Below are 14124 nucleotides of genomic sequence, written 5' to 3' on the forward strand. Positions count from 1 at the left end.
GCCGCCAGCGTACCGCTGGCTTGCAGCAGGTTGCCCGGCTGGACATTGCGGTCCTCGGTCACGCTGCCCACATCCGGCGTCAGCGTCGGCACGTCGTCGGTGCCGTTGATGGTGATGGTCACGGTGTGCGCGGTGCCATCCACGGACTTGACCACAAAGGTCTCGACCTTGGTTTCATCCTTGCCCAGGTACTGCACCTTGCTGTTGTCGACGTTGTAGGTCCACTTGCCATCGGCATCGATGGTCAGGGTGCCCAGTGCCCCGGCGCTCGCGGTGATGCTAGCCGCGTCGGTCATGAACGCCACCTCGTCGGCGCTGTCCACGTCGGTCACGGTCAACACGCCGGTATCGGTCAGTACATCTGGGCTGGCATCTTCAGTCACAGTGCCGATGTCGTCACCCGTGATGATGGCTGCGTCGTTGACCGGAGTAACAGTCCCGGTCACACCGCCTGTCGAGCTGTTCACACCATCGGTAATGGTGTATTCAAAAGAGATATCACCGTTGAAATCAGGGGCTGGCGTAAAGATCAGCTGGCCATTGCTCAAGGTGACGGAACCATTGCTGATCGCTACCGTGCCGCCTTCGGCAATGGTCTGGCCGTTGATAGCGGTAATGGTGAGGCGATCGCCATCCGCATCCGTGTCGTTGCCAAGCACATTGATGGTGACGGTGCCGTCCTCCGCCACGGTGAACTGGTCGTCACCCGGCAGGGGCGCAGCATTCACCACGCTATTGTCGGTCCCCTTGGGTGAGGTGTTACCCACAGAGTCGGTCAGAGTGGCATCCACCGTGATCGGGCCATTGACAGGCAGATCCGTGGTGGGAATGGTCAAAGTAACCTGAGTACGGCCGATATCATCGGCTGTCAGAATCTTGCTGGAATCAGTCACTCCATCACCATTCCAGTCAACATCGAGACGATCACCGACCTTGGCATCACCCGGTAAACGGATAATGACACCCACTCCGGTTTCACGCTCATTAGCGGAGATGACATTATCTGCCCCATCCTGGATTTCGACCTGGGGAGCGGAAGGTGCTGTACTGTCAACGCTGCCATCATCAGTCGCACTGCCGGTATTCCCCGCAGGATCGGTCACAGTGGCAGTGACGGTATAGGTGCCCTCGGCCAATGGGGTGACCACATCCACGGTGAAGGTACCGCTGGGTGTGACGATAGCGGTCAGGGTTTGTTGATTACCGTTTGCATCGGTGACCAGCAAGGTTACGGTGCTGCCAGCAGGAGCATCCGTGGTCCCGGTCAGGGTCGGAGTCGTGTCATTGGTGTTATCTGGCGCAACCACGGAAATGGTGGGCGGCGTAAGGTCGAATACTTCATCTTCGCCAGCAGCACCCAGCGGTGGCTCGCCATTGGTGTTGTAGGTGGTATCGAAAGTGGCTTCAGCAATGGTTGCGGAACCGGTACGGTCGATGGTGACAAAACCGCCGTTGCCACTGGCACCGGCGACGCCCCCAATACCGCCACCACCGGCGGCAGGTGCACCGCCTGCTGCAGAGGCTTCAAAGGCCTGGGTCGGGTCCGCGCCGCCCAAAATGGCCTGTTGCAGGGCACTGATATCATCAGGAGTACCTGCAGCGCCGTTTTGTGCCAGCTGGGGAGCATCCCCCTCTTCGGCAGGCTCACTCTGCTCGCTGGCTGGTTGCACATTGAACGACTGTCCGCCGCCCATGAAACTGGCGCCATCCGGCGACATGATCACCGCCCCTTTTGGCAGCACATCACCTTCAGCCAACAGCTTCCGGCTGCCATCTGCGGCAACCAGATAAATTTGTCCTTTAAGTTGGGTTACGGTTACGCCCTGTTCCAAGGTAACGGCATTGGTGATCATGTTCTCTCCTGAATCCTGATTTGAATGCAATAAGCCACAGCCTACTTTGCAGACTGAGGGGAAAAATAACCAGCTCGAAAATTCGAAAGGATAGACCGATTTGAGGCTGAACTGTTCAGCCAGACAGAAGTGTATAAAACGAGGTTGCGAGAATGGCAAAAACCAAAATTATCAATAAATTACAGAGTAATGACAGGAGCATGACAAAGCATGCTCCCGTCAGGATTAACCCTATACACCCGCCCAGAGGATGATAGCCAGCAGCTGTGGCGAGATGATCCGCAGGAACATCACCAGCGGGTAGACAGTGGCGTATGAGAGCGCACTGGCGCCACTGGTCGGGTGCATGGCGTTGGCAAAGGCCAGCGCGGGAGGATCAGTCATGGAGCCGGCCAGCAAACCGCACAGGGTCAGATAGTTCATCTTGCCGTAGAGGCGCGCCAGCACACCGACCACCAGCAGCGGGATCAGGGTGATCGCCATACCATAGAGCATCCAGGCTGGACCATCGCCGTTGATCAGGGTATCGACGAAGCCGGCACCGGACTTGAATCCGACCACCGCCAGAAACAGTACAATGCCGATCTCCCGCAGCGCCAGGTTGGCACTGGGGGGCATGAACCAGTAGAGCTTGCCGATGCTGCCGATCCGCGACAGGATCAGCGCCACCACCAGCGGCCCACCCGCCAGACCCAATTTGAGAGCGGCCGGGAAACCGGGCAGGTAGAAGGGGATGGAACCGAGCAATACGCCAAGGCCGATCCCGATAAATACCGGCAACATCTGCACCTGCTGCAGTTTTTGCTGCACGTTGCCGACCACATTGGTCACCGCTTCGATGGCGTCGAGACGGCCAACCAGGTTGAGAATATCGCCAAACTGCAGGCTAGTCTGACTGGTCGGCACCAGTTCGATACCGGCACGGTTGAGGCGCGAGATCACTACGTCATAGCGTTGTTTGATATCCAGATCGCGGATCTTCTTGCCAAGAACCTGCTCGTTGGTCACCACAACCCGCTCGACGCGCAGATCGGTGCCCCGGGTCGAGAGCGAGGTCTCCACCTCCTCCCCCAACACCAGCAACACCTTGTGCAGCGCGTGGCGCTCACCCACCAGATGTAACAAGTCACCCAGTTCGATACGGGATTCTGGCCGTGGCACCATCAGCTCGTCGCCCCGTTTGAGCCGTGAACAGATGACATCAGATTCGTCGAGACTCGGGATCTCGCTCAGCATCAGGCCGTGCATATTGGGGTTGCGCACCGCGATGTTGATGGTCTGCAAGCTCTCCTTGGTTTTACCGGTTTGTAGCTCGAACTGGGCAGCTTCATCGTCGATCTTGATGCGAAAGAAGACCCTGACCAACCACATGGTGAGCAAAATACCGCAAATGCCAAATGGATAGGCAACCGCATAGCCCATCCCCATCAGGCCGGTAGAACCGGGCGCGGCGCCCAGCTCGGCCAGGATCTGCTGGCCCGCACCGAGGGATGGCGTATTGGTGACGGCACCGGAGAAGACCCCCAGAATGACCGGCAACGGCACATCGAAAAATTGATGCAAGCCAGCGGCCACCACGCAGCCAAGGATGACCAGCAAAGCGGCAAAGGCGTTGAGTTTGAGACCCGAGCTGCGCAATGATGAGAAGAAACCCGGCCCGACCTGGATGCCGATGGTATAGACAAACAGGATCAGGCCAAATTCTTGAATAAAGTGAAGCGTTTGTGCATCCAGCGCGAGATCGGAGGCGCCTGCAAAGTGACCCACTATGATGCCGCCGAACAGCACCCCCCCTATTCCCAAGCCAACGCCATAGACTCGCCAGTTTCCCAGCCAGAGTCCTAGCACTGCCACCAGCGACAACATGCTGATGGAAAGCGCGATTTCACTCATTTCGTGCATCCTTTGCGAATTGAACTGGCCCTAGCTTGTCAGCAAACGCTGATGCCAACTGTGTGATACCGCACGAATTTATCCTTTTACGCGCTAAAAATACCAATTAAGGGCTAGTTGCAAGACGTTAGGCGACGTAACCGTAAATGGCCATAAAGTGACAAACGCTGCCACCCAGCACAAAGAGATGCCAGATGGCATGGTTATAGGGGATCTGCTTGGCCACATAGAAGATGACCCCGAGGCTGTAGATAAGGCCACCAAGCCCGAGCAGCAGCAGCCCCTCACCGGCCAGATGGATGTAGAGCTGATAGATGACCACCAGTGACAGCCAGCCCAACATCAGGTAGGTAAAGAGCGACAACTTCTTGAAGCGGTTGATAAACACCAGCTTGAACACCACGCCAGCCAGCGCCAGGGCCCAGATCACCACCATCAACCCCTTCGCCAGCGGCGTGTCGAGCGCCACCAGCAGGAAGGGGGTATAGGTGCCGGCAATCAGCAGATAGATGGCGCAGTGATCAAACACCTTGCACCAGCGTCTGGCCCGCCCTTCCGCCATGCTGTGATAGAGGGTCGAGGCGAGATAGAGCAGCACCAGACTGCCGCCATAAAGGCTGTAACTCACCAGCGCCTGCGTACCCTGCCCCCATCCTTTGATGAGCAACAGCACCAGCCCGACAATCCCCAGCAACAATCCCGCACCGTGACTCAGCCGGTTTGCCAGCTCCTCCCGGGGGGAGTAATCCATCACACCACTCATAACATCGACTCCACAATAACTGTGGCTCACTCTACCCAGCGCCATTTCGGAGTACAAGTGTTCGCTTAAAAAATGGAGTGGCTGTCACCTGCCAACCTTTGGTGTATGCTCTGCCGCCGATGCCCGAGACAAGTGGCATAGACACCTACCCCGGTGACCTGGTCTGGAGAACCTGATGAAGTTGACTGAGCTGTTTGCACAAGCGGATCCCGCCTTTGGCGAGGCGATGAACACCTTGTTGGAGAGCTTCCACCACTCCGACGACAGTCAGGCCCCCTATCAGCGCGACCTGTTCACCCACCAGCTCGATCAATCCCGCATGCCTGCAGTCGGCCAACCTATCGAGGAGTATCTGGCGCGGCTGGCTACTCTGGTACCCGGCGCCTCGCACCTCACCTCGCCACGCTACATGGGCCATATGACGGCGCCCCTGCCGGCCTATACCGCCGAGCTGTCGCGCCTGCTGGTAATGCTGAACCAGAATCCGATGAAGATGGAGTCCTCCCGCCTGCTCAGCTTTCTGGAGCGGGAGGTGCTGGCCAAGCTGCACCGCCTCATCTATGGCAGGGACGATGCCTTCTACGGCGAGCAGATGCATGCCAAGGATGCCGCCCTCGGCGTCATGACCAGCGGCGGCACCATCGCCAACGTCACCGCGCTGTGGCTGGCTCGCAACCGCGCCTGTGGCGACAACCTGTTCGCCCTCTATGAGCAGGGTTATCGGGGCGCCGTCATTCTGGGCTCCCGGCTGATGCACTACTCCTTCGACAAGGGGATGGATCTGCTGGGACTGGGTGCCCGCAGCGTCTGGCGCCTCGAGACCGACGAGCAGAACCGGCTCAGTCTGGCTGCGCTGGAGCAGGCGCTGATCCAGTGCAAAGAGCAGAAATTGAAGGTGCTGGCGCTGGTCGGCGTAGCAGGCAGTACTGACTTTGGCTCCATCGACCCCCTGCCTGAGCTGGCGGTCATCGCCGAGCGCGAGCAGATCCACTTCCACGTGGATGCGGCCTGGGGTGGCCCGACCCTCTTCTCCCCCCGCTATCAAGGTCTGCTGGCCGGAATAGAGCAGGCCGATACCGTCACCCTGGATGGCCACAAGCAACTGCTGGTGCCGCTTGGTACCGGCATGCTGCTCTGCCGCCAGCCCGACCTGATGATGGCGGTCAAGCGGGAGGCCCCCTACGCCATTCGTGCCACCTCGTTCGATCAGGGCCGCTTTACCCTGGAGGGCACCCGCCCGGCCAATGCCCTCTATCTGGATGCCGCCTTCCAGCTCTTCGGCCAGCAAGGCTATGCCGACCTCATCGAGGCCAACTACGACCGGGCCCGACTGATGGCCGAGCTTATTACCAGCAATCCGGCCTTCGAGCTGATGTCTGCTCCGGTGATGAATCTGCTCTCCTACCGCTGCATCCCGCCCCATCTGCAGGGCAAGGTGCTGGATGAAGCAGCCAACGAGCAGATCAACGCCTTCAACGTAGCGCTGCAAAAAGCCCAGCGCGCCGAGGGACACAGCTTTGTCTCCCGTACCCAGCGCGCCGTGGTGCGCTACGGTACCCAACCTCTCACCCTGCTGCGCGCCGTGCTGCTCAACCCCCTGATTGAAGAGCGCCATATCCGCGACCTGCTGGCAGATCAGCAGCGACTGGGGCCCACCATTGCTCGCCAACTGTTTGGCGACAGCGCGGAACCGGCGTAAAAATGAGCGGTCTTATTCATTTGCCGTTGTCCACCGTGCAGGTAGACTGGGCAAAATTTGCAGGCCATCTTTGAGGACTAGGCGCCAACAATGAAGCAATTTATTGAATTTATTCCACTTATCGTTTTCTTCGCGGTCTACAAGTTCTACGACATCTACATGGCTACCGGCGCACTGGTGGTGGTCACCGGTCTGCAACTCGCCTATAGCTGGATCCGCTATCGCAAAGTCGAGAAGATGCAGCTCTTTACCTTCCTGCTGGTCGGCTTCTTCGGCGGCCTCACCGTCTTTTTCCACGATGACACCTTCATCAAGTGGAAAGTGACTGTCATCAACGTGCTGTTCGCACTGGGTCTGCTCATCAGCCGCTACGGCTTTGGCAAGAATCTGATCAAACAGATGCTGGCCAAGGAGCTGCAGGCACCCGATGCAGTCTGGGACAAGGTCAATCTCGGCTGGGTCGGCTTCTTTACCGTCTGTGGCCTGCTCAACCTCTATGTGGCGTTCAACCTGCCGCAGGAGATGTGGGTCAACTTCAAGGTGTTCGGCTTACTGGGGATGACGCTGGTCTTTACCCTGCTGAGCGGCGTCTATCTCTATCGCCACATCCCTGCCGAGCAGTTGTCCCAGCAAAAAGACGAACCAAAAAAATAACCCTCATCAGAAAAGGATTGTCTCATGTGGTATCTCATCTACTCCGAAGATGTCCCCGATAGCCTGCCACTGCGCAAGCAAGTTCGCCCTGCCCATCTGGCTCGCCTGCAAGCCCTGCAGGATGAAGGTCGCCTGCTGACCGCCGGCCCCAACCCGGCTATCGATGCCGAGGATCCGGCTGATGCAGGCTTTACCGGCAGCACCGTCATCGCCGAGTTTGCCTCGCAGGCGGATGCCCAAGCCTGGGCCGATGCCGATCCCTATGTGGCAGCTGGCGTCTATGCCAAAGTGACCATCAAGCCGTTCAAAAAGGTCTTCTGACCGCAAAGCGAATAGCGAAATAAAAAAGGCCGGACTGGAAGTTCATTCCAGCCCGGCCTTTTTGCATCCCGATATCTCGCTTATGCCTTGGCGACAAACCAAGGGTTAAGTATGTCGGGCTTGTTGTAGACAAGGGACGAGCCATCGAGTTGGGTGACGCTGCCACCCGCCCCCTCCAGCACAGCCTGCGCCGCACCAGTGTCCCACTCGCAGGTAGGTGCGAGGCGCGGATAGAGCTCGGCGCCCCCTTCGGCGATGATGCAGAACTTCAGCGAACTGCCCATGGAGACTAGCTCGAGCTCGCCAAAAGGAGCCAAGAAATCGAGGGTCTCCTGCGACAGGTGGTTGCGACTGCCCACCACTCGCCACGCCTCGCCTTCACGATGAGGCCGGGTCTGGATAGGCTCGCGCTTGCCATCGGCGATGCGCCAGGCACCGAGCCCCTTTCCGCCATACCAGAGCTTGTCCAGCACTGGGGCATAGACCAGCCCCCAGCGCGGCGCCCCCTCTTCAATCAGCGCGATATTGACGGTGAACTCGCCGTTGCGGGAGACAAACTCCTTGGTGCCGTCGAGGGGATCCACCAGCCAGTAGCGGGACCAGCCGTGGCGCGCCGCCATCACCTCGGGGCCCGACTCCTCTGACAATACGGGGATGTCTGGGGTCAATCGCGCCAGCGCCTGCACAATCACCTCATGAGCCCCCTTGTCGGCCGCCGTGAGCGGGCTCTCGTCGCTCTTGTACTCCACCGCGAAGGGCTGGCTATAGATGGCCATGATGGCCGCTCCCGCCGCGCGGGCGACAGGTTCAAGTTCGGTGATCTCGGGGTGATACAGGGGATGCGCCATAACAATCTCGTCCAGCTCGCAGGGTCAACAAGTGTAACCCTTTTGCCATCAACTGCTTATAGCCGATTGTGCTGGGTTATTACTGCGCGGGTGCCGCCCTCGCTTGAACAGGGCCTGAAATAACAAAGGACGCCGCTGCGTCCCTTGTTATTTTTGGCAGCCTATCTCAGGCCGCCGGTCTGGTGAGTCAGATCCCCTGACGGGCTTCCTGCATCAGCAGGCGCATATCGCTCACGGCTTTGGCCAGACCATCGAAGGCGGCGCGGCCGATGATGGCGTGGCCGATGTTGAGCTCATAGAGCTCAGGGATGGCGGCGATGGCCTTGACGTTGTGGTAGTGCAGGCCGTGACCGGCATTGACCTTCAAGCCTTTGCCAGCGGCATAGGAGGCACCGGCGGCAATGCGCTTGAACTCGGCGTTGCGCTCGGCATCTGTGGTGGCATCGGCGTAACGGCCGGTATGGATCTCGATAAAGGGGGCGCCACTCTCGGCAGCCGCATCGATCTGGATGGGATCGGCGTCGATAAAGAGGGATACCTGGGCACCCACAGCAGAGAGGCGGGCAACGGCGTCAGTCACCTTGTCCAGCTGACCGGCCACGTCCAGACCGCCCTCGGTGGTCACCTCGGTGCGCTTCTCCGGCACCAGACAGACGAAGTGGGGCTTGATGCGGCAGGCGATGCCGATCATCTCTTCGGTCACCGCCATCTCCAGGTTCATTCTGGTCTGGATAGTCTGACGCAGGATCTCCACGTCGCGGTCGGTGATGTGGCGACGATCTTCCCGCAGATGCACGGTAATGCCATCGGCCCCGGCCTGCTCGGCCACGAACGCGGCCTGTACCGGATCCGGATACTGGGTGCCACGGGCGTTGCGCAGGGTGGCGATATGGTCGATGTTCACACCCAGATAGATTTCACTCATTGAGAACTCCTTGAAAAGCTTCATCTGTTGACTGCGCGGTCAGCGAATCCCCCCGCGCCAATATCCGTATGTCTGTAATCTGTGTCAGCCTTGCATGCTGGCTTTGCGTTTTAAAAACAGCTCCCGGCTCTTTAGCTGACGCTTGCCCAGATAGGGTTGCAAGGCCAGCCGGCTGAAACGCTTGGCCGCCTGCAGCAGGGGCGGAGTATCGAAACGTCCCTCGGCGAAGGCCAGCAGGTGGGCACCGAGAAACAGGGTACGGGGATCCGGCGCCCGCTCGCAAGCAACAAAGCCCAATTCACGCTCGAAGCCATAGAGCAAGGTCGGCTCGATGGGCGACTCGTCGTCCGCCGTGTATTCGAAATCCACCGCATAGCCGAGCGCCTGCAGCAGCAGGAACTCGAAGCGGCGCAGCGGCAGCTCCGGCGTCTCGCCATCGGCCAGCGCCATGATGGCACGGGCATAGGCATCGAACACTTCGGGGAACGGGGTGTGCGCTTCCAGCAGGTAGTAGACCAGCTCGTTGAGATAGAGACCGTAGAAGAGGCGATCACCGCCGAGACGCAGGGAGTGGTCGGGGCACTCGACCTGGGTGAGGTTCTTGAGATCCCCCTTGCCGCGCCAGGCGATGGTGAGCAGGGTAAAGGGTTGCAGCAGCCCCTTGAGAGGGGAGCGTGGCCCGCGAGAACCGCGAGCCACCAGGGTAAATCGGCCACTATCCTGGGTGAAGACCTCGACCAGCTGGCTGGTCTCCCGATAGGGCCGACTATGGATGACGAAAGCCGGGGTCAGCAATCAGTCGTCGCCATACCCGAGGCTGCGCAGGGCGCGCTCATCATCAGCCCAGCCCGACTTGACCTTGACCCACAGCTCCAGGTGCACCTTGTTCTGGAACAGACGTTCCATGTCGAGGCGCGCCTCGGTGCCGATGGTCTTGATCTTCTCACCCTTGTTGCCGATGACCATCTTCTTCTGGCCATCGCGCTCGACCAGGATCAGGCCGTGGATGTGATAAAGGCCGCTCTCTTCCACCTTGAAGCGCTCGATCTCCACCGTCACCGAGTAGGGCAGCTCCTCACCGGTGAAGCGCATCAGCTTCTCGCGGATGATTTCGGAGGCCATAAAGCGGGAGGAGCGGTCGGTCACGTAATCTTCCGGGAAGAAGTGGACGTTTTCCGGCAGCAGATCCTTGGCCCACTCGCGGATCTTCTCCACGTTGGTGCCCTTTTCGGCACTGATGGGCAGAATATGGGCGAAGTTCATCTGTTGGCCCAGCCACTCGAGGTGGGGCAGCAGATCTTCTTTCTCTTTGACGTTGTCAATCTTGTTGACCGCCAGCACCACCGGGCACTTGAGATTGCGCAGCTTGCCCAGCACCATCTCGTCGTCTTTGGTCCAGTGGGTACCGTCGACCATGAACACCACCATGGCCACATCACCCAGCGAACTGGTGGCGGCACGGTTCATCAGGCGGTTGATGGCCCGTTTCTCTTCAATGTGCAGACCAGGGGTATCCACATAGATGGTCTGGTAGTTCTCCTCGGTATCGATCCCCAAAATCCGGTGACGGGTGGTCTGGGGCTTCTTCGAGGTGATGCTGACCTTCTGGCCAAGCAGCTTGTTGAGCAGGGTGGACTTGCCCACATTCGGGCGGCCCACGATGGCGACAAAGCCGCAGTAGGTGGTATCTGTCATGACAGTTTTTCCAATGCTTGCTGCGCCGCGGCCTGTTCGGCCTTGCGACGGCTGGTGCCGACCCCGACGAGGGGACCATCCAGACCTTCCACATCACACTGGACGGTGAACTCCTGGTTGTGGGCCTCGCCCTTGACGTTGGTCACGGTGTAGGTCGGCAGGGATTTGCGGCTTCCCTGCAAAATTTCTTGCAGACGGGTCTTGGGATCTTTCTGCTCGATGCCCGGCTTGATCTCTTCCAGGCGGCTGGCGTACCAGCTCAGCAGCAGTGTCCGCACCGTCTCAAGATTGGTATCCAGATAGACGGCACCGATCACCGCCTCGACCGTATCGGCCAGAATGGATTCGCGGCGAAAACCGCCGCTCTTGAGTTCGCCGGGACCGAGGATCAAGTGATCCCCGAGGTCGAACTCCCGGCCCAGTTCGGCCAGGGTCTTCTCGCGCACCAGGGTGGCGCGCATCCGGCTGAGATCCCCTTCCGCCGCTTGCGGGAAGCGGTGGAACAGATCGTCGGCAATCACCAGACTCAAAATGGAGTCACCCAGAAATTCCAGTCGCTCATTGTGACGGGAACCGGCGCTGCGGTGAGTCAGCGCGCGGGTCAGCAGTTCCAGATCCGCAAAAACATGCCCGAGACGGGACTGCAGTCTGTTCATCTTGATATTCATTTACTTGATTCCGCCAATGCGGTTGAAGCGCACACCTGTCGGTACCCAACTTGGCAGCAGGGAGCCTTCTTCGCGCTCGAATTCAAAACTTATCCAGATAGCGACCGCCTTGCCGACCAGATTCTGTTCGGGCACAAAGCCCCAGAAGCGGCTATCGGTGCTGTTGTCGCGGTTGTCGCCCATCACGAAATACTGGCCTTCCGGTACCACCCACTCGTCGGGGTAGGTGCCGGGCTGGCGATAGTAACGACCAACCATGTCGGGCATCAGTGGATTGCGCAGGGTCTCGTGGGAGACATCACCCAACTGCTCGGTATAGCGGTCAAGGGGGATCCCCATCTGGGTAAATTCGCCTCTTTGTTCAAACTTGACGTCGAGCTTCTTGAAGCCCGGGCACGTTTTCCCTTCCTGCTCTTCGCACTTGGGCCGGATCATCAGCTCCTTGTTGCGATAGATGACCCGATCACCAGGCATGCCGACGACCCGCTTGATGTAGTCAACGCGCGGTTCAAGGGGATACTTGAACACCACCACGTCGCCACGTTTGGGCTCGCCAGTCTCGAGGAACTTGGTGTTGGTCACCGGGTCCCGCAGACCATAGGCAAATTTTTCCACCAGGATGAAGTCGCCCACCAGCAGGGTGGGCATCATGGAACCTGACGGGATCTGGAACGGTTCAAAAATGAACGAACGCAGGATCAGCACAAAGGTGATGACCGGGAAGACCCCGGCGGTCTGCTCAATCCAGACCGGCACGGGGGCCACCTTGGCCAAGGTCTTCTCATCCAGGTGGGCACCGCCATGGGCACGAGCCACGGCAATCTTGGCGGCGCGCTGCTTGGACCAAATCATCTTGTCCAGACACCAGATAACACCGGTGATCGCGCAGACCACCACCAGGATCAGGGAAAACGTGCTTGCCATCTATTAATCCTTTCCGACGTGGAGAATCGCGAGGAAGGCTTCCTGCGGCACGTCGACACGGCCGAGGGACTTCATCCGCTTCTTACCTTCTTTCTGCTTGTTCAGCAGTTTCTTCTTACGACTCACGTCACCACCGTAGCACTTGGCGGTTACGTCTTTACGCAGAGCCTTGACGGTGCTGCGAGCGATGATCTGGTTGCCGATGGCCGCCTGAATGGCGATATCGAACATCTGGCGCGGGATCAGCTCGCGCATCTTCTCCACCACCTGACGACCGCGATACTGGGCGTTGTCCTTGTGGGTGATGATGGCCAGGGCATCGACGCGCTCACCGTTGATCATGATATCCAGACGGACCATGTCGGAGGTTTCGAAACGCTTGAAGCCATAGTCCAGCGAGGCGTAACCACGACTGGTGGATTTCAGACGGTCGAAGAAGTCGAGCACCACTTCCGCCATCGGGATTTCATAGGTCAGTGCCACCTGCTTGCCGTGATAGACCATGTTGGTCTGCACGCCACGCTTCTCGATACAGAGAGTGATCACGTTGCCCATGTACTCCTGCGGCAGCAGGATATGACACTCGGCGATCGGCTCGCGCATCTCCTTGATGCTGGTGATGGCGGGCATCTGGGCCGGGCTGTCGATGTGGATGGTGGAACCGTCAGTCAGCTCGATCTCGTACACTACGGTCGGCGCCGTGGTGATCAGATCCAGATCGTATTCACGCTCCAGACGCTCCTGAATGATCTCCATGTGCAGCATGCCGAGGAAGCCACAACGGAAGCCGAAGCCCAGCGCAGTGGAGCTCTCCGGTTCGAAGAACAGGGAGGCATCGTTCAGGGAGAGCTTGTCGAGGGCGTCACGGAACGACTCGTAGTCATCGCTGGAGATGGGGAACAGACCCGCATAAACCTGCGGCTTCACCTTCTTGAAGCCAGCCAGCGCCTTGTCGGCACCATTCTTGGCCTGAGTCAGGGTATCGCCCACCGGCGCGCCGTGGATGTCCTTGATACCGCAGACAACCCAACCTACCTCGCCACAGCCCAGCCCCTGGGTATCCACCTGCTTTGGCGTGAAGATACCGATACGATCGACACCCCACACCTGACCGGTGCTCATCACCTTGATCTTGTCGTTCTTCTTCAGGGAACCATTCTTGATCCGCACCAAAGAGACAACGCCCAGATAGGAGTCGAACCAGGAGTCGATGATCAGCGCCTGCAGCGGGGCATCCGGGTCACCTTCCGGTGCCGGGATCTTGGCGACGATCTCTTCCAGCACCAGATCAACACCCAGGCCGGTCTTGGCGGAGCAGCGCACCGCATCAACCGCGTCGATACCGACGATGTCTTCGATCTCCTCGGCAACCCGCTCGGGCTCTGCGGCTGGCAGGTCAATCTTGTTCAGCACCGGCACCACTTCCAAATCCATTTCCATGGCGGTATAGCAGTTGGCCAGAGTCTGTGCCTCAACCCCCTGGCCGGCATCCACCACCAGCAGCGCCCCTTCACAGGCCGCCAAAGAGCGGGAGACCTCGTAGGAGAAATCCACGTGGCCCGGGGTGTCGATAAAGTTCAGCTGGTAGGTGTTACCGTCTTGTGCCTGGTAGTTCAGGGTCACACTCTGTGCTTTGATGGTAATGCCGCGCTCGCGCTCCAGATCCATGGAGTCAAGCACCTGAGCCTGCATCTCGCGGTCGGACAAGCCACCGCAAGTCTGGATCAGACGGTCCGACAGGGTCGATTTACCGTGGTCGATGTGCGCAATAATCGAAAAGTTACGAATGTGTTTCATCGAGCAAGAGTCACTCAAAATTAGTTAAGGTCAGTTATGGAGGCGCGATTTTACTGGATAACCCGGCTGACGGCCATTCTTTAG

Annotated in this window: 13 protein-coding genes; 3 read left to right on the forward strand and 10 right to left on the reverse strand. The window is 59.0% G+C overall.

The window, feature by feature from the left end; genetic code table 11:
* The 3 genes from AB5Y67_RS05160 to AB5Y67_RS05170 all read right to left on the reverse strand — a co-directional run.
* Positions 1 to 1853, reverse strand: a 1853-nt coding sequence (locus AB5Y67_RS05160) for a retention module-containing protein (protein WP_199428479.1), incomplete at its 3' end; no start/stop codon positions are given.
* Positions 1854 to 2084: 231 nt separating this feature from the next.
* Positions 2085 to 3746 carry a putative transporter gene (locus tag AB5Y67_RS05165; RefSeq protein ID WP_021229463.1) on the reverse strand — a complete coding sequence of 554 codons (1662 nt, stop codon included), beginning with the start codon at positions 3744 to 3746 and terminating at the stop codon, positions 2085 to 2087.
* Positions 3747 to 3873: 127 nt separating this feature from the next.
* The gene (locus AB5Y67_RS05170; protein WP_005335337.1) at positions 3874 to 4509 is read right to left on the reverse strand and encodes a hemolysin III family protein; all 636 of its coding nucleotides are present in this window, start codon (positions 4507 to 4509) and stop codon (positions 3874 to 3876) included.
* 175 nt (positions 4510 to 4684) lie between these two features.
* Between AB5Y67_RS05170 and AB5Y67_RS05175 the strand changes: the two genes are divergently transcribed.
* From AB5Y67_RS05175 to AB5Y67_RS05185, 3 genes are all read left to right on the forward strand, one after another.
* Entirely contained in the window at positions 4685 to 6208 is a 1524-nt protein-coding gene (locus AB5Y67_RS05175) for a pyridoxal-dependent decarboxylase (protein ID WP_199428480.1), read from the forward strand.
* A 90-nt stretch (positions 6209 to 6298) separates the two neighbouring features.
* Positions 6299 to 6862 (forward strand): septation protein A, encoded by a 564-nt coding sequence (locus AB5Y67_RS05180; RefSeq protein WP_005354349.1) that lies wholly within the window; start codon positions 6299 to 6301, stop codon positions 6860 to 6862.
* A 24-nt stretch (positions 6863 to 6886) separates the two neighbouring features.
* Positions 6887 to 7183 carry a YciI family protein gene (locus AB5Y67_RS05185; protein ID WP_005354350.1) on the forward strand — a complete coding sequence of 99 codons (297 nt, stop codon included), beginning with the start codon at positions 6887 to 6889 and terminating at the stop codon, positions 7181 to 7183.
* Between the two features lie 80 nt (positions 7184 to 7263).
* Here AB5Y67_RS05185 and cysQ read toward each other — a convergent pair whose 3' ends face one another.
* The 7 genes from cysQ to lepA form a co-directional block, all read right to left on the reverse strand.
* Positions 7264 to 8019: a 3'(2'),5'-bisphosphate nucleotidase CysQ gene (gene cysQ / locus AB5Y67_RS05190; RefSeq protein ID WP_164461934.1), complete on the reverse strand. Its 756-nt coding sequence runs from the start codon at positions 8017 to 8019 to the stop codon at positions 7264 to 7266.
* Positions 8020 to 8218: 199 nt separating this feature from the next.
* Positions 8219 to 8956 (reverse strand): pyridoxine 5'-phosphate synthase, encoded by a 738-nt coding sequence (gene pdxJ / locus AB5Y67_RS05195; RefSeq protein ID WP_005335389.1) that lies wholly within the window; start codon positions 8954 to 8956, stop codon positions 8219 to 8221.
* Between the two features lie 84 nt (positions 8957 to 9040).
* Positions 9041 to 9751 (reverse strand): DNA repair protein RecO, encoded by a 711-nt coding sequence (gene recO / locus AB5Y67_RS05200; protein ID WP_005335391.1) that lies wholly within the window; start codon positions 9749 to 9751, stop codon positions 9041 to 9043.
* Positions 9752 to 10651 carry a GTPase Era gene (gene era / locus AB5Y67_RS05205; protein ID WP_064341348.1) on the reverse strand — a complete coding sequence of 300 codons (900 nt, stop codon included), beginning with the start codon at positions 10649 to 10651 and terminating at the stop codon, positions 9752 to 9754. It lies immediately after the preceding gene.
* The gene (gene rnc / locus AB5Y67_RS05210; protein WP_005335394.1) at positions 10648 to 11319 is read right to left on the reverse strand and encodes a ribonuclease III; all 672 of its coding nucleotides are present in this window, start codon (positions 11317 to 11319) and stop codon (positions 10648 to 10650) included. The genes era and rnc overlap by 4 nt, the downstream gene beginning before the upstream one ends.
* Complete coding sequence (gene lepB, locus AB5Y67_RS05215; RefSeq protein ID WP_005335395.1) at positions 11320 to 12243, reverse strand: signal peptidase I; 924 nt, start codon at positions 12241 to 12243, stop codon at positions 11320 to 11322.
* 3 nt (positions 12244 to 12246) lie between these two features.
* Positions 12247 to 14040: a translation elongation factor 4 gene (gene lepA, locus AB5Y67_RS05220; protein WP_005335396.1), complete on the reverse strand. Its 1794-nt coding sequence runs from the start codon at positions 14038 to 14040 to the stop codon at positions 12247 to 12249.
* Between the last annotated feature and the right edge of the window lie 84 nt (positions 14041 to 14124).

It is taken from the genome of Aeromonas sp. s12 (genome assembly GCF_040907925.1).
GTDB lineage: Bacteria > Pseudomonadota > Gammaproteobacteria > Enterobacterales > Aeromonadaceae > Aeromonas > Aeromonas veronii.